Annotated in this window: 14 protein-coding genes; 12 read left to right on the plus strand and 2 right to left on the minus strand. The window is 63.6% G+C overall.

Annotated elements, in window-relative coordinates; all coding sequences use genetic code 11:
- Positions 1 to 387 precede the first annotated feature (387 nt).
- From JW929_09400 to JW929_09435, 8 genes are all read left to right on the plus strand, one after another.
- Positions 388 to 1,314: a diacylglycerol kinase family lipid kinase gene (locus JW929_09400; protein ID MBN1439611.1), complete on the plus strand. Its 927-nt coding sequence runs from the start codon at positions 388 to 390 to the stop codon at positions 1,312 to 1,314.
- A gap of 588 nt (positions 1,315 to 1,902) precedes the next feature.
- Positions 1,903 to 2,628, plus strand: coding sequence for a hypothetical protein (locus JW929_09405; GenBank protein MBN1439612.1), 726 nt, complete (start codon positions 1,903 to 1,905; stop codon positions 2,626 to 2,628).
- Positions 2,629 to 2,869: 241 nt separating this feature from the next.
- A complete protein-coding gene (locus JW929_09410) occupies positions 2,870 to 3,295 on the plus strand; it encodes a hypothetical protein (protein ID MBN1439613.1) in 426 nt (141 codons plus the stop codon).
- A gap of 288 nt (positions 3,296 to 3,583) precedes the next feature.
- A complete protein-coding gene (locus tag JW929_09415; GenBank protein ID MBN1439614.1) occupies positions 3,584 to 4,768 on the plus strand; it encodes a PD40 domain-containing protein in 1,185 nt (394 codons plus the stop codon).
- Between the two features lie 299 nt (positions 4,769 to 5,067).
- Complete coding sequence (locus JW929_09420) at positions 5,068 to 5,520, plus strand: maleylpyruvate isomerase N-terminal domain-containing protein (GenBank protein MBN1439615.1); 453 nt, start codon at positions 5,068 to 5,070, stop codon at positions 5,518 to 5,520.
- Between the two features lie 92 nt (positions 5,521 to 5,612).
- Positions 5,613 to 7,817 carry a PD40 domain-containing protein gene (locus JW929_09425; protein MBN1439616.1) on the plus strand — a complete coding sequence of 735 codons (2,205 nt, stop codon included), beginning with the start codon at positions 5,613 to 5,615 and terminating at the stop codon, positions 7,815 to 7,817.
- Between the two features lie 138 nt (positions 7,818 to 7,955).
- Positions 7,956 to 9,713 carry a hypothetical protein gene (locus tag JW929_09430; protein ID MBN1439617.1) on the plus strand — a complete coding sequence of 586 codons (1,758 nt, stop codon included), beginning with the start codon at positions 7,956 to 7,958 and terminating at the stop codon, positions 9,711 to 9,713.
- A complete protein-coding gene (locus JW929_09435; GenBank protein MBN1439618.1) occupies positions 9,710 to 10,219 on the plus strand; it encodes a hypothetical protein in 510 nt (169 codons plus the stop codon). The genes JW929_09430 and JW929_09435 overlap by 4 nt, the downstream gene beginning before the upstream one ends.
- 289 nt (positions 10,220 to 10,508) lie before the next feature.
- Here JW929_09435 and JW929_09440 read toward each other — a convergent pair whose 3' ends face one another.
- Complete coding sequence (locus tag JW929_09440; GenBank protein ID MBN1439619.1) at positions 10,509 to 10,988, minus strand: hypothetical protein; 480 nt, start codon at positions 10,986 to 10,988, stop codon at positions 10,509 to 10,511.
- A 33-nt stretch (positions 10,989 to 11,021) separates the two neighbouring features.
- Complete coding sequence (locus JW929_09445; GenBank protein ID MBN1439620.1) at positions 11,022 to 11,834, minus strand: extracellular solute-binding protein; 813 nt, start codon at positions 11,832 to 11,834, stop codon at positions 11,022 to 11,024.
- A 644-nt stretch (positions 11,835 to 12,478) separates the two neighbouring features.
- Between JW929_09445 and JW929_09450 the strand changes: the two genes are divergently transcribed.
- The 4 genes from JW929_09450 to JW929_09465 all read left to right on the plus strand — a co-directional run bounded on the left by JW929_09450 (position 12,479) and on the right by JW929_09465 (position 20,303).
- Positions 12,479 to 14,887: a hypothetical protein gene (locus JW929_09450; protein ID MBN1439621.1), complete on the plus strand. Its 2,409-nt coding sequence runs from the start codon at positions 12,479 to 12,481 to the stop codon at positions 14,885 to 14,887.
- Between the two features lie 293 nt (positions 14,888 to 15,180).
- On the plus strand, positions 15,181 to 16,302 hold the full coding sequence (locus JW929_09455) for an LCP family protein (protein ID MBN1439622.1): 1,122 nt from the start codon (positions 15,181 to 15,183) through the stop codon (positions 16,300 to 16,302).
- A 60-nt stretch (positions 16,303 to 16,362) separates the two neighbouring features.
- Positions 16,363 to 18,849: a hypothetical protein gene (locus JW929_09460; GenBank protein ID MBN1439623.1), complete on the plus strand. Its 2,487-nt coding sequence runs from the start codon at positions 16,363 to 16,365 to the stop codon at positions 18,847 to 18,849.
- Positions 18,849 to 20,303 carry a hypothetical protein gene (locus tag JW929_09465; protein ID MBN1439624.1) on the plus strand — a complete coding sequence of 485 codons (1,455 nt, stop codon included), beginning with the start codon at positions 18,849 to 18,851 and terminating at the stop codon, positions 20,301 to 20,303. Before JW929_09460 ends, JW929_09465 begins: the two co-directional genes overlap by 1 nt.
- Positions 20,304 to 20,352: the final 49 nt, after the last annotated feature.

Consider the following 20,352-nt stretch of genomic DNA (forward strand, 5'->3'; position numbering starts at 1 on the left):
ATTGATGGTTTCAAATAATTACATCCTTTTTTTCCGCTGTTATGGGGCTGGGAGAAGGTGCCCGAAGGGCGGATGAGGGGGAGGGTGGGTAGGTGCGAGAAATGTACGATAGCGCAATGGGGATTGGATGGCGAGCGGTTGCGACGGGTTTCTTCCCCATCTCCGGATACAAGACGCTCGCGAGATCTTCGCGGCAGAAACGGGTCGATGGTCATCGCTCGACGGGCGGGCGCCGGGGGAGGGGGAAGCCGGTCCTCGAGCGGCCTGTCCTGAGCGTGGCGAGAAAAAGAGGGGGAGAGTGTGGGAATCGGAGAATAGGATATTGAAAGGGTGGGATTCTGAGATACCGCCGATCATTGTATACTTTGCGTTTGGAAAGTCCCGTTGATGAGCGGTTTTGCGCCACACCCACGCAAGGTGTTCCTGGTATTGAATCCCGTTGCGGGCCAGGCATATTCGGACAATATCCGCCGTGCCTTCGCGCTTTTCTTCCCCGCCGGCGAGTGGCAGGTGGATATTCTCGAAACGACCGGCGCCGAATCCATCGAAGCCGGAGTCCGAGAGGCCGTCCAAAAAGGCGTATACCTGGTGATCGCCGCGGGCGGGGACGGCACCATTTCGAGGGCCGCCAACGGATTGCGGGGGACGAACATTCCGCTGGGAATTCTTCCGGCTGGAACGGGGAATATTTTGGCGCGCGGGCTTGGGCTCCCGTTGGGCATCGACGCCGCGATGCGCCTGCTGGCGGGCGAACACGATTTGATGGATCTGGACGTCCTGGCGATCGGCGGACAATGGTACGTGCTCAATGTCAGCGTCGGCCTCACCTCCAACGCCTTGCGGAGCGTCGTTCCCGAACAAAAGCGTCAATTGGGCGTGTTGGCGTACCTCTTCGCCGCGCTGCAATGGTTTGGCTGGCAGCCGCGGAGGTTCGAGATGGTGGTGGACGGAAAGGAACGGCGAGTCCGGGCTTCGGAAATCCTGGTTTCCAGCGGGGAAGTGCTGCGCGGACTCTCTGTCCCCGTCGGACCGCCGTGCACGTTTTGCGACGGACAATTGGAAGCCTACATCGTGAGGGCCCGATCCGCCATGGATTACCTCGCGGTGGTGTGGAATATGCTATTCCGGCGCGGGAAATCGCAACCCGGTTTGCGGCATCTCCCCGTGCGGAACATGATCCGCATCGATTCCGGCGCGAGGGAACTGCCGGTTCAGGCGGACGGCGATCCGATCGGCATGACGCCGGTGGAAGTCCATATCATCCCCAAGGCGGTACGGGTGGTTGTTCCCAAGGCGCGCGCCTTTGCGGGATGAAGCAAATCCTCCTCCCGCCAGCGAATGGGCCGGACCGCCTTTGCCGGAGATGGCCGCGAATTCCGTCCGGAGGGCGGATGGCGCGAGGTAAAAAACAGGCTTCTCCCGGCACCGGTCCGAATGCGCAAGCGGTTAACGGTCTGCGGGCATGACGCCGACGGATAGCTCCGCGGCAGTCGCTGACTCCCAGGCGTTTTTTTTTTTGACTCTTTGAACTACCGGGGTCTTCCATGGTTTTTTCAAGGGATCCGTGCGGGAAGGGTTTTGGCGGTCAGGTTGCTTGCGGAGGATTCGGCAGGAACATATAATGGAATCTCATCCATCCGAATAGTGGTGCCCGGGATCACAACCCTCGATGGCGTAACCCGTTGATTTGGAGGGCGGACACGGATGATCCGACGCGGCCGGCAACCATTCAGAAGCGGACTCCGCGCCTTCTTCCGTGCATTTGCAGGGAATTCGGGCGCATACCTCGCCGGCGGTTCATGCCCCAACCGCGGGATCCGGAGTTTCCCGGGTTCCCCGTTCACGCCCGGATGGGTTGGCGGAAGGCAGCCTGCCGAGGAAAAACATTCAAAAGGAGGAATGATGAAGAAACACGCTTTGCGCTGGGCGTCGATCGCCCCGGTGTTGGTGTCTTTAGGTTGCGCTCTTCCGATGTTAGGCGGCGAGCCTCCCACCCCGACTCCACAGCCGACGGCGACGGCGGAGCCTTCGGCCACCGCCACGGCTGTCCCGCCCACTTCCACTCCGCGGCCGACCAACACCCCAATGCCGACCGCGGAGCCGAAAGTCACCGTCGGCGAATTTGAAGAGGCCTTGGAAGACGCCGGCTATACGGCGCATCCCTCGCCCGACGGCGGCTCGACGACCTGGGTGATGGATAATTGGCTCGAACTCACCGTTACCTCCGCGAGCGGCAGTGTGTCAATGCAGGTATTAAACAACGTGTCCACGCGCCTCGACCACATGGAGAAAAAATTCGCGGTCATGGACGGCTTGTTCGCGGCGGATTTCATGGCCGAGTTTCGCGCGGCAAACGAAGCCTATGCGGAAACGGTCGGCGCCGGGGTAACCGGGCAGCCCGTAGAAAAGTATGGACCCGACCCCGGGGATTTCCTGCAATTTCAATATGCCTACTACAACGTGTCCGAACAGGAGATCGACGCCTATTGGGTCCGCTTTTCACTTCTCTACATGCAATTCACCTGCCCGGAAGGGTATTCCTGCAGCATACCCTACTTTGGAAACATAGAATTCGCGGGACAGGCGTCGTTTACCTTCTATGAGGTTATTCTGTTTTTGGCAGAATGACCGGCGGCGGGGCTGCGGATCCTGCAGGGAGGCGGCGGCCGAGCGGGATCGGGATTGACGAACGCCGATTGACCGGGCATGCCGGAGCAGTCGCGGGCATGGCCAGTTTCCTTCGCGATTCCGCCTCGGAGGGGACGTCCAAGAAGAGGCAAGCCGAATCGGCTGGGCATAATCCAGCGGCTTCCGGCCGTCTATCCATGGGGCATCGGCTCGGCCGGAAGAAAAAAACGGGAGGCGGAGGATGGCGGTCGACGAACGGTTGTGGAAAATCATGCAAAAGCGGCTGGGCTATTCGGACGGAGAGTTGGCCGAGTTCCGCAAGGATCCGCGCAACGAGGACGTGCTTTCCAAAGCCGATGTGCTGGCGAAAAAATACATCATTTTGGAGGCGGTCGATGCCCGCGGGTGCAACAGCCGCCACAAGACGGGCGATCGGATCTACTTCGACGGGGCGGGGAATCTGCTTTCGGAACTAAGCCCGAAGAGGATCTGCGTCTATGCGCTGAGCAACGCCCTGCTGTTGATCTACGCCGCGAACGAGATGATCTACGCCGGCGTCGACCCGAACGAAATGCGCTTCAAGCGCACCGGTTGCGTCGACGTCGGGCTGCGATGCGGCGGATGGGGGCATGTGGTTTGGGAATTGCGCGTGGAAGACCGCCCGTGAGCGGGGCGTATCGCCCGCTGCGGCGCGGAATGTATCGCAGCCGACGCTCCGTTCATACATGGCATGAGCGCGTTCCGGATGCCGGGAAGCTTCCGGAGGGTATCCGGAGCGGGGCCGGGTTGGTGGAGGCGATGCGGAGGCGCATCCTGGCCTACGGCGAGGGGGACGGATATTGCCGGCGCTGAGGCGCTCCCGGGGACCGGCTCCAATCCCTGCCTGTGGGATGGGACGGTCCCGTTCTCCAAATCCGACGGCGAGGTTCGTACCATGGTCGATGGAGGAAAACGGATGAACCGACGAATGATGGCGGCGTTTTTTTGCGGCGCGGCGCTTCTGGCGGCGTGCCGCCGGACGGAGGCGCCTGCTTCCGAAATTCGGGCGGAGGCAAGCGTCGTGCGCGCGGTGTATCAAAAGCCGGACGGCCCGTACGTTTGGACCGAGGGCGGGCAGCCGCGGAACCTCGCCGAAGGCGCAAACACGGAGGAGATCTGCATTTCCGACGACGGCTCGACGGTAGCCTACCGCAGTGATTTCGGGCTGCACGCCGTCCGGGTTGAAGGAGGCGAACCGGTCTTGTTGATCGACCGCGCATATCTGGACGCCCTGGGACTCGAAAGCGGCGGGTTCGTCACCGTCAACCAATTCGGCTTCGGCGCTGGCAGTCAACACCTGTACTTCAATACCAAAATACCCGCAGGCCAGCAGTATGACCTGTACCGCGTGGACATCGAAGGTCCCGCGCCGGAACGCCTCTTCGCTCCGGGCGAGGGCGGGAATTTCACCTTTTCGCCGGACGGAGAGTGGATGACGGTCTTCCATGCCGGCGAGATCGTGCTGGCGCGGCCGGACGGGAGCGCAACGCGGACGGCGTTCACCTACGAAAACGCGCCCATCGGCACCGACGGACCGCAGGTCGTATGGGCTCGGGATTCCTCGGGATTTTCCATCCTTTCCTATGGCGAGAAGTCGAACACAAAACCGCAGCCGATCACCGTCTGGTTCGTGCCGGTACGGGGAGAACCCGAGCGGCGCTGGAGCTTTCAGGGATATCTGACCGTGAGGCTTTCACCCGACGGCGGACGGGCGGTGTATCTCAACCGCCACGACGGGACGACCGACGTCCACTACGCGGATTCCTCCGGAACGGACCGGCTGTACGCCTCGCTCGGCCAATCCGTCCTCATCATGGATTGGGCGCCTTCTTCCCGGCGCTTCCTTCTGGTCTACTTTCAATACCGCGAGGATTCGCCGGAGATGATCAGCGTGCCCTACGTGTGCGCGCCGGGGGAGGATCCCCTGCGCCTGACCGACACGCCGACGGCCTACCCGGCCTACTGGGTGGACGACGACCGCGTGCTGTACAGCATGGAAAGCGCCGAGCTCCGTTTGCAAGAGGTGGGCAAGCCGAGCCTGCTGATCGACGACGGCCTGCTGATCAACGATTTCGATTTCACTCTGCTCCCGGCGGAGTGATCTGCAACCGTGCAGACGGGATCCCGGTCTGTCCGTTTTTCGCTGAGGCCGCGTTTTTCCCTGCCGGGTCTTTCCGCCTGGGGTTCTTCGGAAATCGGTGAGAAGGAATGGGGCGGGTGGATGGATTTTGCCAAATCCCGCTCCGCCGCACCGGTCCGCCTTCAGGCCATCCAGAGAGGGGGGCGTTGAAAAAGCCCTGAGGCGTCAGCGCGATCCGCGCCCCGCTGTGCCATGACAAATTCCCAGCGGCGCCGGGAAAGGTTTTTTCAACACCCCGGGTTTGGGAAAGGAGGGTTGCCATGGAACTTCCGGACATCCAATCCATCTTCGAGGAGAATGCCGCCGAACACCGACGCTTGGTGAAATGCATCGCCGACTTGACCGATGAGCAACTCTCCCGGCCGTTGGATTCCGGCTGGACGGTCGCCGCGCTGCTGGCCCATCTGGCCTTTTGGGACGCGCGGGCGGTGGTGCTGATGGAAAAGTGGCGGCGCACGGGGATCGGGCCTTCGCCGGCGGACGTCGACGTGATCAACGATGCGGTCAAGGAACTGTGCCTGGCGATTCCGCCGCGCGCGGCGGCCGAGCTGGCCGTGCGGAAATCGCTCGAGGTCAACCGGATGATCGAGTCGCTCTCCACGGAAACCGCCGAAGCGATCCAAACCCGCGGAACGGCGGTTCACCTGAGGCGGTATGAACACAAACGGATCCATTTGGCGGACATCGAACGGGCGTTGGGGAACAGGCATTAGCGGATCCGCCATTGCGTTACCAAATTGGAACAATCCTGTCACAATCCCAAGACCATAATTACCTATACTTCTGTTGATGGGGAGGGGGGCGGATGAAAAACGCAACAACGGCGGTTTTCATGCTGATAGTCTTGTTTCTTACCGGTTGCTCCGCGGGGCAGACGGCAACCGATCCGGCCGACACCGCGGGTGTCCCGGCTTCGCCGACGCCCGCCGCGGTTTCGGAACCCCCGGAACCGGGCTTCGCCCCGATCTTGACTCCGACTCTGACTTTCACTCCGATTCCGCCGACGGCGACCCCTGAAAAGCTGGCCAACCTCGCGTTGTCGGTGGCGGCAGGCGGCAGCCATACTTGCGCGATCACAAAACGAAACGGGCTGAGTTGCTGGGGGAACAACGAGCACGGCCAGCTCGGAGACGGCACGGTGACGGACAGCAGCAGGCCGGTGGAAGTCGCCGGTTTGTCCGGCGGAGTGAAAGCGGTTGCGTTGGGATGGGGGCATACGTGCGCGGTCACTCTCAAGGGCGCCGTGAAATGCTGGGGGTACAACAAGAACGGCGAGCTGGGGAACGGCTTGACCGCCGACAGCGCAACGCCCGTGGATGTGGAAAGTCTGGGGTCGGGCGTGACGGCGATCGCGGCCGGCGACGACCACACCTGCGCGGTGACCGGCGGGGGCGGGGTGAAGTGCTGGGGATACAACGCCTACGGCCAATTGGGCGACGGCACGACCGAAAGCCGCGCCTTTCCGGTCGATGTCGCGGGCGTCACCGGCGGCGCGACCGCCGTCGCGGCGGGATGGGGTCACACCTGCCTGCTCACCATCCGGGGCGGCGTGATGTGCTGGGGTAACAACGAGGGCGGGCAACTGGGAAACGGGCGTCCGGAGCCGATGCGATTCAAGATCGCGGACGTCAGCGGATTAACCGCCGGCGTATCGGCGATCGCCGCCCACGGAGGCCATACCTGCGCGATGACCGCCGAAGGCGGTCTGAAGTGCTGGGGGTATAACAAATACGGCCAGCTCGGCGACGGCACGTCGGAGAATCGCAATCTTCCGGCGGCGGTGAATAGGATCGGCCAGGTTGTGGCCGTAGCGCTGGGATCGAACCATACCTGCGCGCTCGCCCGCGACATAGCCGCGTGCTGGGGGGACAACTTTACCGGGCAACTGGGAGACGGGACGCAAACCACCCATCCGGAGCCGGTGCCAGTTGCAGAGGATCTGATCGCGATCGCGGCCGGCGGCGCGCACACCTGCGCCGTCACCGCCGGGGGAGGCGTGCGATGCTGGGGGAGCAATTCCGCCGGGCAATTGGGAGACGGGACGACAAGCAACCGGAACGCGCCCGTCTATGCGGTCGGCTGGGATGAATGGATCCTGGAGCTCGGCGGGCTGGACGCGCAAACCGGCATAGTGACGGCCCTGGCATTTTCCCCGGATGGAAAGCTGTTGGCCTCGGGCGGGACCGATGGAAAACTGCTCATGTGGGATACCGCCGCGGGAGAACGGCTTTTCGCCGTGCAGTACGACTTGGTCGAAATCATCCACCTCTCCTTTTCGCCGGACGGATCCATGCTCGCCTCGGTGAGAGCGGATGGAAAAATTATCTTTCTGAATTCGTCCGACGGGCGGATGATTCGAAGCTTGGATGGATTGTATTGGGGAGTGGTGTCGCCGGATTGGAAGACCGTCGCCTACGTACTCCGGGATGATTGCGGGGACTTTTCCCTCCGGTTGTTTGACCTCGCCGAGGGAAAGGATCGGTACGATCTCGGCGCCTGTCGCGAGTGGCTTGCGTTTTCCCCGGATGGCAAAATGCTGGCTTGCGGAGTTGTCGCCGGGAATATCAGATTATGGGATACCGCCACCGGCGGCCTGTTAAGCTCGCTGACGGGGGAGATGGGCTATTCCGGCCCGCTTTCGTTTTCGCCGGACGGGAAATGGATCGCCGCGGCCACGGACCGGAATTCGCAAGGTGGTGGGTTCGGGTTGTGGAGCGTCGAACAGGGTAAGGAAGTCCTCGTCCTCCAAGGGCGGGTGAGCAGCGTCATTTTTTCCGGTGACGGGAATATCCTGATTTCCGGGTCGTATGACGGTATGCTGAAATTCTGGGATGCCGCGACCGGGCGGTTGCTGCGCACACTGAGGCAAACTACGGAGAGGGATGCGTACGGATGGTCCTCCGAGGGGATTGCCTCGCTCGCCCTGTCGGCCGACGGCGAGCTGTTGGCTGCGGGCCTGATAAACGGATCCGTCCGCTGGTGGCGGATTTCTACGCCGCCGGCGAGTTGAAAATTTGAACTCTGCTCAGGCTAGGGCCGTGGAAAAAGATCCCGGTCATCCCGTTATCCCTCAATTCCGAAGGAATGGGGGGACGTGATCTTGAGGGGAAAATGAATCGAACTTCCTCGGCGCTTTAAGGAGTCGAATATGAACCCCAAAACGTTCCTGTCCGGATGGATTTTTCTCCTGCTCGCCGGATGCGGATCTTCCGGCGCCGTTTCGGATTCCACTCCGTCCATTGCCTCCCCGGGGCTCCCTGGGCACACGAATACCCCGTCGATGACTCTGACGCCCAGCCCGACGGTGGGTTCCTCTCCGATATCCGCTCCGACGGTCCTTATTCCCACAATCGCTGTTCCGTCCGCCACTCCCCCGACGGCTTTCGGTTTGGATGTCGCCGCCGTTCTCGCCGCCGCCGGCCCGGATCACACTTGCGTCACGACGACGGCCGGGGGGGTGAAATGCTGGGGGAAGAACGACCGCGGGCAATTGGGCGACGGGACGACCGCCGACAGCAACAAGCCGGTCGATGTAAAGGGATTCGCCGGCGGGGTCAAGGCGATCTCGGTGGGCGGGGCGCATACGTGCGCGTTGTCGGATTCCGGCAGGGTGATGTGCTGGGGGGCGAATGACCGGGGGCAATTGGGAATCGGCACCACCGCTGACAGCAGCCTGCCGGCGGAGGTGCAAGGTCTGAGCGAACGCGTATCCGCGATCGCCGCCGGCGGGAGTCACACGTGCGCGGTGACGGTCGGCGGCGGCGGGTTCTGCTGGGGCGCCAACGAAAGCGGCCAACTCGGTGACGGGACGACGGCCGATCGCCTCATCCCTGTTCGGGTCGGCCCTGAAGCGGATGCATGGAAGGGAGTCGCGGCAGGCCGGGGGCACAATTGCTTTCTGACCACCGCCGACGGCGTGAAGTGCTGGGGCGCCAATCAAAGCGGTCAGCTCGGCGACGGCAAGGGGGTGGAATCCCGCGCTTTGCCGGTGGATGTCGTTGGATTGGCCGGCGGTGTATCCGCGGTCGCTGCCGGGGGCGAGCATACCTGCGCGCTCATGGCAACCGGCGGCGTGAAATGCTGGGGCGACAACCGGTACGGCCAGCTCGGCGACGGCACGCGCACCAACCGCTATGTCCCGGTCGTCCTGCTGGCGCTGGGCCGCGGCGTATCCGCGGTGGCTGTCGGAACGACCCATACCTGCGCCGTCCTCGGAGGAACGGTGAAATGCTGGGGGTGGAATTACTACGGACAATTGGGCGACGGGACGAAAATGACCCAGAATTATCCGGTGTCCGCGAAAGCCGTGCCCGCGGATGTTTCCTCGATCGCCGCCGGGGATCACACTTGTGCGGTGACGGGGCGCGGGGGCGTTCTCTGTTGGGGCAGAAATGTCTCCGGCCAACTGGGGGATGGGACAACCTTCGACAGCGCTTCGCCGGTCGACGTGCCCACGCTCCACGATCCCCTGCGGATGTCGGAAATCCAAGCTCTTTCCGAGTGTGAAGGCAACGATTCTCTGCCGCTGGCGGCGTTTTCGCCGGACAGCGGACACCTGGCATGCATTGCCGATTCCCAGGAGGTTGTCGTGTGGCGGCTTTCGCCGTGGCAGGAGGAGAGGAGGATCTTCGTTGACCGCGGCGGCTTAAACGCGATCGGGTTTTCTCCCGACGGGAGAACGCTTTTGCTGGCATCCTTTATTTTTCGTGGATCGCGAATCCTGACCATCGGATTATTCTGTGGGATCTGGAGACGGATCGAGAATTGGCATCCTTCCCCGGAATGCAGCCGGTGGCTTTCTCCCCGGACGGAAATCGGATCGCGGTCTGTTCGGAAACCTGCGGTCTCTCCTCCTATTGCATCGAGGTATGGAATCGAACCTCCGGGGAAAAGGAAATCACCTTGAAGCTGAAAGAAAATTCTTACGAAACGTGCGACTCGGTCTCGTTCTCGCCGGACGGCAAGAAGCTCGCCGGCAATTGCAGATGGTTGCGCGTATGGGATCTCGGCACCGGAAACCTCTTGGTAAAACTGAAGTCGAAAAACAGCGGTTACCATAGCGCGATCTTCGGAGCGTTTTCTCCGGACGGGAAGAGCTATGCCTACGTGCCGGAATCCGATCCGCCGGAGCGCGTCGATTTTGTGGATCCCGAGACCGGCCAGCTCCTTCGCACCATTCCGCAGGCGGAAGATTCCGGGTATTCTTTTTCCTTTCTGTTCTTCCTCCCGGGCGGCGGTTTGCTGGCCGTCGGAGGACCGCAGGGCGTGACGTTTTGGAATGTGGGAACTTCGAAAATGATCCATGCGATCGGCATGCGGGGATGGGTTCGCAATTTGGTCGTTTCTCCGGATGGACGGTGGATGGTTTCCATAGAGGCGACCGGATACATGCTGTGGGGGAGTCCGAATTAATCGTGTGGCGGAATACGGTGCGCGGAAGATCGCCTTCAAATTAATCGCGGCGGCTTGCCTCGCTGTTCGAAAATATTACCCGGTCAACCGGGCGGTTGAGGATCTTTCCCCGGGAAGGGTGGATCCCGTGCTCACGGTCGGCCGCGTCGGTGCGGGTTAACGCAAAGGCGGTTCTCGGAGCCGTACAATGAGGCGATTTTGCCGCCCGCCATTCCGGGAGGCAACGCGGATAAAAAAACCGCCGGCCGACAGTCAGTATTCGGACCGTCGGCCGTCGGCCGCCGGGCTTTCACCAAAGCGAAATGATCCCGTCGAACGCCTGCTGAAGCCGATCCTGCAGCAGGTCCAATTCGCGGTCCAAGTCCAAACCCGGCGTGGATTCGTACAGATCCCGGAACGCTCCGAGGATTTCCCCGGACGCATCCGGGTTGGGGAGCCGCTCCTGGTGATGGGGTTTGTCGACGTACCCCATCGCGTCCAGAAACACCTGGTAATCCGCGTCCGGAAAAGCCCCCCGGTTCCGTTCGATCGCCGCCGGTTGCAGGCTTGTCCGCGCCGGGAGGCCGTAATAAAACAATTCGTCCACGAAATCGTCGGGATGGTCCCAGAGGAATATCACATCCAGCAAGTCTTGCGCGTACTCTCCCAGAAGCAACGCCAACGCATCGAAGGAAGCCTGCGGGTTTTTCGCCAGCCGCAGAACGCCGAACACGTCGGCCTGCAGCCGGGCGACCGGGCGGTTGCCCGGAAAGGAGGGGATGGCGGCCACATCCCAGTCGATCGGCTTTTCCCGCCAGAAACATCATGTCAACCAGGTGTTCTGGGGCACCATCGCGACCATCCCGCTGGCCAGGTGAGCCCCATACAGGTTATCCAATGAGGTGTTCTCCGTTCCCGTGGGGAGGAAATGGTCGTTCCACATCCCGCGGTAGTGCCACTCCGCAGCCCGGCGCCAGATGTCCGGTATGACGGCGCTTCCATCCCCGCCGACCATGCTCGCCGCTCCCAAAAAAATCCATTGCCCGCGGATATCATTGGGCCATTGCGAGTAATACCCCCACTGTACGGTTTCGGCTGGGTTAAAACCCGGATCCGCGGCGTTCCTTCCGGAGGCGTCGAGCGTCATCTGCATCCCGATCCTGCGCAATGCGTCGAAGGTCCACGGTTTGCCCTGGTAATCCGATTCCCAGCTGTGGGGGGGATAGGGAATTCCGGCGGCGTCGAACAATGCCTTGTTGTAAAAAAGCGCGGAAGGAAACTCGACGATCGGCAGGGCTTCCAGCCCGCGGCCGGGGCTGCGCAGCGTATCGATCAACGCGGGGTGGAAATCGCTCAAGTCGTACCCGGTTTCCGCGACCAGCGGGTCGAGGTCGAGCCACGCGTTTTCCATGCCCCATAAGCGGTCTACTCCCATCGGCCCGACGATGTCGGGGGGATCGCCGGAGGCGATCTCCGATTGCAGAACCTCCGCTGCGACCGCGTTGGTGTAAATTTCAGGGACGAGAACGAACTTCCCCTGTTGATCACGGTTGAACCGTTCCACGAATGCCCTCAGGTTTTCAAGCCGTTCCGGCTCGTTGCCGGTGTGCAGGCCAATGAACCAGCGGATCGTCACCGGCCCGCTCGGCGTCGCGCTGGGGGCGGGCGAGGCGGCGGCGGTTTCCTGCTCCGTGGCGGAGGGGATGACAGGGGCGTACGTCGGCGTCAGGGCGGAGAATGTGCTGCAGGAGATGGATAAGAATCCAAAACCTACGGCGAGCAGGGTCAGGGCTTTTCTCTTGAGGCTTCCGGTTTTTCCCCTTGCAATTTCTTTTACTCGGGCGAATCGGCGGAATTCGTAATTGCGTGGCCGGCATCCGTGGGATCGTCGAATGTCGGCGGACCCCGGCTTCGAGCACCCACGCGGAGCGTGGGTGCTCGAAGCCGGGGTGACGGAAAAAACCTGGAACGCGGCAGCGCCAGGTTGAGATGATTTCCTGGAAATCAACAGCCGAAACAGACCGGGATTTTAACACCTCTCTCCGTAGATCGCCTGTCCGGCATCGATCGCGAGGCTGAAGGCCGGCCGAAGTCGCCCCCGCCTTTTCTCTCATTCCCCGCTCTGTCCCGCTCCGATCCGCATGGAAGGCGCATGGTCTGGGAGAAAAATGTCCGGCGAAACGGCCGTTCCGGAGATGCAAAATTGCCACAAGTCCGTAACGCCTCGAAAAACGGATCGCCTATAGAATGGAAGGGAATACCTTTCTGCGAGGAGGCGGCATGAACATTCGAACCGAGTCGGCGGCTAAGGGAATTCTCACTCTGGTTTTCCTGGCACTGGCGGGCTGCGCGCCGGGCGGAACGGTTGAGGGCGGCGGGGGATTTCCCCCGCCGGCGACCTGGACGTCCCCGCCGACCGAATTATTTGAATCCACACCGACCCCGTCCTCAACGTCCACGCCTTCTTTTACCCCTGCACTTGGCATCGAAGCCGCCGCGATTTCGGCGGGCCGCCGGCATACCTGCGTCCTCACTCCGGGGGGAACGGTGATGTGCTGGGGCGAGAACGAGGACGGGCAGCTGGGCGACGGAACCACGATCCGCAGGACCGCCGCCGCGGATGTGTCCGGTCTGTCGGAAATCTCGGAGGTGGCCGCCGGATTCAACCACACCTGCGCCCGGACGGCCGACGGCGGCGTGTATTGCTGGGGGAACAACGCCTACGGTCAACTGGGCGACGGCACCCAGACCAGCCGTACCCCTCCCCAGCAAGCCCGCCTTCCGATACTGGCCATGTCGATCTCCTCCGGCACCATGCACTCCTGTGCGACCGACGGCCGTTCGGTCTATTGCTGGGGGATCGTGGAACACCGCTTGATGCAGGGGGAGTACGTTGTCGAGATATCCTTCAAGCCCGCGCAGATCGATCTCGGCTGCCTCCCGCTCGGGACGCAGATCGCGGAGATCCGCTCCGGAGCGAACCACGATTGCCTGCTCACCGCCGCAGGCGAGGTGTATTGCTGGGGGCGCAACGATCTCGGCCAGTTGGGGCAAGGGCGGGTTTCCTTCTCCAGCAACACTCCCGTGCGCGTCGACGGATTGAAACGGCCGGTGAAAAGCTTGGCGGTGGGGGGATACCACACGTGCGTCGTCCAATCGGATGGAACGGCGGCTTGCTGGGGATACGACCGCTACGGCCAAACGGGCGAACTGTACGCATCCGCCAGCGTGGTGACAATCCCGATGAAAGTGCCGGGGATCCAATCCGCCTTGGCGATTTCGGCGGGCGCCTATCATGCCTGCGCAACCGACTCGGGGGGAACCGTTAAGTGCTGGGGCGACAACCGCCATCGCCAGGTGTTCCCGTTGAAGCTGGATTTCGGCGAGATCGGAACCATCCCCGGGGACTACCGCGCGGTCGCCGCCGGCGGATACCATTCCTGCGCGCTGACGGCGGACGGCGCGGTGCTGTGTTGGGGAAACAACAAATACGGCCAGTTGGGGGAGAACACGGCCGTTCCGCTGACCGAACCGACGGCGGAGCCCACCCGCGGAGAGACCAAGGCGCCGCCGACATCCACCCCGTCTCCGACCCCGGAACCGGCGAACCGGGCTGTTTCCATCGCCGCCGGACGCAGCCACTCCTGCGCCGTGACCACGGCGGGAGGCGTGCGCTGCTGGGGCAAAAACGAGCATGGCGAACTCGGCAACGGGACCTTCACCGACAGCATCATCCCGGTGGACGTGATCGGGCTGTCCTCCGGCGCGGCGGAGGTGGCGGTCGGTTGGGGGCATTCCTGCGCCTTGATGGCGAACGGCGGCGTAAAGTGCTGGGGATACAATAAAAACGGCGAGCTCGGGAACAGGTCCGGCGAAGACCTTAACCGGCCGGTGGATGTGCGCGGGTTGTCCGGTGGAGTGGCGGCCCTGGAGGCCGGCGACGACCATACTTGCGCGCTTCTTTCCGACGGCCGGGTGAAGTGCTGGGGCTTCAACCTCTACGGCCAGCTGGGCGACGGCACGGCCGAAAACCGAAGTGCGCCGGTGGAGGTCGCCGGCTTGCACGGCGCGGTGAAGGCCGTCGCCGCCGGCTGGGGCCATACCTGCGCGCTCTACGAAACGGGCGGCGTGAAATGCTGGGGCAACAACCATTACGGCCAGCTGGGCATCGAGGCCGAGAAGGAGAACATCCACGAGCCGGTCACCGCCAGCGGGTTGGCCTACGGCGCCACGGCGCTCGCGGCCGACGGCGGGCAGACCTGCGTGATCACCGATCGAAACCTGGTGATGTGCTGGGGCAACAACAAGTACGGCCAGCTGGGAGACGGCACGGCGGAAGTCCGCAAGCTCCCGGTCGTCGTCGTCGGTCTGACCCTCAAACCGGCGGCGATCGGCGTGGGCTGGAATCACACTTGCGTCGTCGACGCCGAGGGCGAGATGGCCTGCTGGGGTTGGAACTACTACGGCCAGCTGGGGAACGGCATGCGCACCACGAGCACCGTGCCTCTCCGCGCCGACGCGATGATGGGCGGGATCGTGCGGATCGCCCTCGGCTGGGGCCACGTGTGCTCGATCGCCGACGGCGGCGGCGCGCAGTGCTGGGGATTGAATGAGTTCGGGCAGGTGGGGGACGGTTCGACCGCGGATTCCTACCTGCCCATCGATGTGCTCGGTCTTTCCGGCTTGTAGCAGGGATGCCCGGGCGGATTCTTCGCATGGGCAAGATTCCGAAAAACAACCGGCCGCGGATGTTGCAGCTGCGGACGGTTGTCCTTCCTCCCCCCATACGCCCGGCGCCTTTTCCAAGAAATGCGTTCCTCCCCGCCGTAGGAGAATTCCGGGTGATTCCCCTGTATTTTGGGGCGGGACCTATGTCGGTTTTGACACACCTCTGCCGGAATCCCGTCACCCGATTCTGATAGAATTTCGCTTGATGGCGGTATTCTTTGCCCCTCTCCGCGGGGAATTGCGAAGGAAATAGCATGCGCTCTCTGTTCAAACCCCGCAATCTTCTGCTTGTGGCGCCGGTCGTCCTGATCGCGGCCTGCCTGGCGGCCTACGGCGGATTCCGCCATTGGGCGCCGGCCGCCCCGCGCGAGGATCTGACCCCCACCTGGACCCCTTTTCAGCCCGCCACCGATACGCCGGACGCTCCCGCAAGCCTCCCGACCCGCGGAGGGCCGACCGAAACCGTCGCCACTCCCCGCCCGCTCGCCACGCCGACTCCATCCGGCATCGCGCCGCCGTGGTCGCCCTTCGCCGGCCCGGTCCACCCCGCCTCGACCCAAATCCCCACCCCGGCCGCGGAGATCGAAACCGGCGCGGATTCGATGACCGTCGCCCTGCTTGGAATCGATAAAAGCGAAACCGCCGGCGCGTACCGCACCGACGCGATCATGGTCCTCCACCTCGATAAGGAGCATTCCTTCGGCTCGCTGATTTCCTTCCCGCGCGACCTGTACGTCTACATCCCCGCCTATGGGATGCAGCGCATCAACATCGCCTTCCAGCAGGGGAAGGAACTCCACTATCCGGGCGGGAGCTTCGCCCTTTTCCGCGACACCCTGCTCTACAACTTCGGCTTGCGGGTCGATCATTACGCGCTGATGAACTTCCAGGGCTTCAAGGACATGATCGACCGGCTCGACGGAATCGACGTGAACGTGGAGCGGACACTCATCGACTACCGGCACGGGTACGGCAGCCGCTACACGATCGAAGCCGGGATGCGGCACATGGACGGATCGACGGCGCTCTGGTATGTGCGCGCCCGCCAGACCACCAGCGATTTCGACCGCACCCGCCGCCAGCAGGAAGTGATCGTGGCGATCGCCAACCGCCTCCTGGACCTGCGCGCGATCCCGAACCTCCCGGGCTTTTTTAATATCTTCATGGAGTATTTCGAAAGCGACCTGACGCTCGACATCATTTCCCCCTTCGCGGAAATGGCGGGATCGGTCTCGCTCTCCTCCCTCGGCCGCTACCGGATCACCTCCCCGGAGGGCTGCAGCAATTGGAAGACACCCGAGGGGGGGATGGTCCTGCTTCCGAAGTACGACGCGATTCGCGCGATGCTGAGGGAGGCGTTAAGCCCGCCCGGGTGACCGTGCGGGCAGGGCGGGGACCCGCGGCCGGTGCGGACGGATTCCCTCAAGCGAGGAATTGTGCCGAGGAAAATCTTGATTGCCTTCAGCTTCGCGTTCTTCCTGGCCGGTTGCGGCACGCTGAACGTGCATATCGAACTCGGAGATACTCCGGTGTCCTCTCCGACTCCGGCTTCCTTGGAAGCCGCCGGCGCAACTCCCGCCCCGAGTGCGACGCCTTCGAAAACGCCCGAACCTGGCGGACCTCCTTTTAATTCTCCCACGGACGAAGGTCAAATCCCGCAGGGGATCCAAGTGGTCGATCTGGCGGCCAATCGGGATCATACCTGCGCGGTGACCGATGCGGGCGGGGTGAAATGCTGGGGAAACAACGAACACGGCCAGTTGGGAAACGGGACGATAGTCAGCAGCAGCCTCCCGGTAGATGTGTCCGGGGTGACGGACACCGTGGCGGTCACGGCCGGTTGGGGGCACGCCTGCGCGCTCACCGCCGGCGGCGGGGTGAAATGCTGGGGCTACAACGCCAACGGCGAATTGGGCAACGGACGAACCGCGGACAGCGCCGTGCCGGTGGACGTCCAGGGATTGGAATCGGGGGCGGTCGCCGTCGACGCGGGCGACGATCACACTTGCGCGGTGACGGAAGACGGCGGATTAAAATGCTGGGGGTGGAACGACTACGGCCAGCTCGGCGATTGGACGAAGGACGCGCGCAGCATCCCGGTCGCTTCGCCGTTCTTCGGGGGCGGGGTGGCGGACGTGGCCGCGGGCTGGGGCCATACCTGCGTCCGGACGGCCGAAGGCTGGGCGAAGTGCTGGGGGAACAACGAATACGGGCAATTGGGATTCGGCAAGACGACCGATATCCACCTCCCGGCGGCGGATGTGGTCAACTTGAGCGGCAGGGTGTTGCAAGTCACGGCGGACGGCGGCCAGACCTGCGCCCTTACCGCCGGAGGCGGAGCGCAATGCTGGGGGAACAACCGCTACGGACAGCTGGGGGACGGCGCAAATCAAAAGAAGTATGAACCCGTTCCGGTGCAGGGGTTGGCGTCGGGCGTCGGGCGCATCGAAGCCGGTTGGAACCACACCTGTGCCTCGGCCGGCGGAGGCGAGCTGTTGTGCTGGGGCTGGAACTACTTCGGCCAGCTGGGCGACGGGACGACGCTCAACCGGAATACGCCGGCGCGCGTCCGTCACCTGACGGACGGGGTGGTGGAGATCGCCCTGGGTTGGGCCCACACCTGCGTGCTGTCCGAACTCGGCGCGGTGAAATGCTGGGGGGCGAACTCCTCCGGACAGCTGGGCGACGGAACCGTGAAGGACAGCGCGGTTCCGCTTGCGGTCGTCGGCCTGCCCGGGGCGGGAGGATCGGCTTCGGAGCGGACCGTCGCGCCCTCACCGACCGGCCGGGAGACGGAACGGCCGACCCCCGCCGCCACCGCGACCCACACCCCGCCGCCGGAGGTTTCGCGGGCCTTGGCCGTCTCCGTCAACAGCACGTTCACTTGCGCCTTGATGAGCTGTGGTGCGGTTAATTGCTGGGGAGACAACACCTACGGAGGGTTGGGCGACGGCACCGTGCACGACAGCGCTCTGCCGGTGGCGGTCCAGGGACTCCGCGGCGACATCGCCGCGATCGCCGTCGGCTCCGCCCACGCCTGCGCGCTGCGGACCGACGGCGCCATGCAGTGCTGGGGGAAAAACACGTCCGGCCAATTGGGGGGAGGATTTGTTTCCAACGGCAGCAATACCCCGGTGGATGTCGTTGTCCTCGACGGGGAAATCAACGCCATGGCTCTGGGTTCGGACTATACCTGCGTGTTGACCGCCGCCGGCGGGGTGAAATGCTGGGGCTGGAACCACTCCGGCCAATTAGGCGATGGAACCAATGTCGAAAGCCGAACGCCGGTCGACGTCGTCGGCCTTTCCGGCGGCGTGATCGCCGTCTCGGCGAGGCTGTCCACCACCTGCGCATTGCTCGAGGGCGGATCGGTGGAATGCTGGGGCGGGATGGTCGGCGAACCGTCGGGCGACGGCGCGCCTGCGGACAGCAACGTGCCTCTTCCAATTAAAGGATTGTCTTCCGGGATGACAAGCATCTCCGCGGGCTGGTTTCATGCCTGCGCGCTGACGGCCGGGGGCGGCGCCAAATGCTGGGGGGGCAACAATTACGGCCAGTTGGGAATCGGAACGAAGTCGCTATGGGAATTCCCGGCGGACGTCGTGGAGCCGGCGGATGATTTCCTGGACATCCGGGTCGGCAACGCGTTTACTTGCGCCCGGACCAAGGCGCGGGGCGTGAAATGCTGGGGATCGGTCAACGAGGCCCGCCTTTTTGAAGCGCCCTCGTTCACCGATCAGCCCCTGCCGCTGGAGGTTGGCGGACTCTCCGGGGGCGTCGCCTCCCTGGACGTGGGTTGGGGATACGCGTGTGTGATCACAACCGACGGCGACGTTATGTGCTGGGGATCCAACCGGGACGGGCAATTGGGAGACGGCACCCATACGGACCGCATGGCCCCCGGCGTCGTGGTGGAGCTGTGATGAAACTGTCGCTTGATTTTCTTGTTCGGTCATGGGCAAGGGCGAGGCGCTTGCGGCGGACGGCGAAAGCGGAACGCTTGCCGGCGGTGACGTTGTGCCTCCTCCTGGCCGGCTGCGGCACCCTGCAGATCGATATCGACTACGGATGGACCCCGGCTTCCGCGGGTTCGCAAACCGCCACCCTCTCCGCGACGCAAACGCTGTCGCCGCTCCCCCCCACTCCGTCGCGGACCTGGAGCCAAACCCCCGCCCGGCTGGAGACCGACACCCCGGCCCCGGGGGCTCCGTCCATCCTCCGCGCCGCCGCAATTACCTCCGGCGAAAACCACACCTGCATCGTCACCGACTCCGGCCGGGTATTGTGCTGGGGCAACAACGAGCACGGCCAGCTCGGCGATGGAACGATGGTCAACCGTGCCGTCCCTGTCGCGGCGGCCGGGGTGGAGAACGCCATGGCGGTGGCCGCGGGCTGGAAGCACACCTGCGCCCTTACCTGGGAGGGGAAGGTGCTATGCTGGGGCTACAACAGGAACGGCGAACTTGGCAACGGCAAGACTGTCGACAGCAGCCTTCCGGTGGAGGTCGGCGGCCTGGCTTCCGGGATCCGGACGATCGGCACCAAGGAAGACCATACCTGCACCGCGTCGATCGAAGGCGGCGTGCAGTGCTGGGGGTACAACGAATTCGGCCAGTTGGGCGACGGGACCCGGACCAGCCGCAGCGTGCCGGTTGATGTTCCGGGATTGGCGGCTGTGGTCTGGGAAGTGGTGACCGGGTGGGGGCACACGTGCATCCTTTCCGAGGACGGAGCGGTGCGGTGCTGGGGGAACAACGAGTACGGACAATTGGGGTACGGCCAGGAGGCGACCCTGCGGCTTGCTCCGGTGGATGTCCTCGGCCTGCAAAGCGGGGTGATCGGCATCAGCGCCGCCGGCGCCCAGACCTGCGCGCTCCTTAACGGCGGCGCGGTCCGCTGCTGGGGGAATAACAAATACGGCCAGCTCGGAGACGGGACGACGGAGATCCGCCTCGGCCCGGCGGCGGTCGCGGGGCTCGGGCAGGGGGCCGCCCGGGTAGCGGCGGGGTGGAACCACACCTGCGCCGTGATGGGCAACGGCGAATTGAAATGCTGGGGCTGGAATTACTACGGGCAGTTGGGCGATGAAACCAAAATCCTGCAGACCCGGCCGGTAAACGTGCGCCGTTTGATGGAGGACGCGGTCGAGGCCGCCCTCGGCTGGGCGCATACCTGCGCCATCACGGCCGGAGGCAGCGTGAAATGCTGGGGGCGGAACGATTCCGGCCAGCTCGGCGACGGGACAACCATCGACAGCCCGGTCCCGCTGGCCGTCGTCGGATTATCCGGGACCTCCGGTTTGACCCCGACGTCGGAATTCAGGCCGACGTTGACCGGCACGCGGGCCGTAACCTACACGGCAACCCCCGGAGAATAAAAAGCCCATCCCCGGGAGTCTCCGGGAAGAAATTGTGATCTCCATAAAA

The organism is Anaerolineales bacterium (assembly GCA_016928575.1).
Classification (GTDB): Bacteria; Chloroflexota; Anaerolineae; order Anaerolineales; family RBG-16-64-43; genus JAFGKK01.

Excerpts from the sequence above, each read along its gene's own strand:
- JW929_09450 (MBN1439621.1), top strand. The coding sequence starts at position 12,479 with ATGAACATTCGAACCGAGTCGGCGGCTAAGGGAATTCTCACTCTGGTT.
- JW929_09425 (MBN1439616.1), top strand. The coding sequence starts at position 5,613 with ATGAAAAACGCAACAACGGCGGTTTTCATGCTGATAGTCTTGTTTCTT.
- JW929_09420 (MBN1439615.1), top strand. The coding sequence starts at position 5,068 with ATGGAACTTCCGGACATCCAATCCATCTTCGAGGAGAATGCCGCCGAA.
- JW929_09415 (MBN1439614.1), top strand. The coding sequence starts at position 3,584 with ATGAACCGACGAATGATGGCGGCGTTTTTTTGCGGCGCGGCGCTTCTG.
- JW929_09455 (MBN1439622.1), top strand. The coding sequence starts at position 15,181 with ATGCGCTCTCTGTTCAAACCCCGCAATCTTCTGCTTGTGGCGCCGGTC.
- JW929_09410 (MBN1439613.1), top strand. The coding sequence starts at position 2,870 with ATGGCGGTCGACGAACGGTTGTGGAAAATCATGCAAAAGCGGCTGGGC.
- JW929_09430 (MBN1439617.1), top strand. The coding sequence starts at position 7,956 with ATGAACCCCAAAACGTTCCTGTCCGGATGGATTTTTCTCCTGCTCGCC.
- JW929_09405 (MBN1439612.1), top strand. The coding sequence starts at position 1,903 with ATGAAGAAACACGCTTTGCGCTGGGCGTCGATCGCCCCGGTGTTGGTG.
- JW929_09400 (MBN1439611.1), top strand. The coding sequence starts at position 388 with ATGAGCGGTTTTGCGCCACACCCACGCAAGGTGTTCCTGGTATTGAAT.
- JW929_09465 (MBN1439624.1), top strand. The coding sequence starts at position 18,849 with ATGAAACTGTCGCTTGATTTTCTTGTTCGGTCATGGGCAAGGGCGAGG.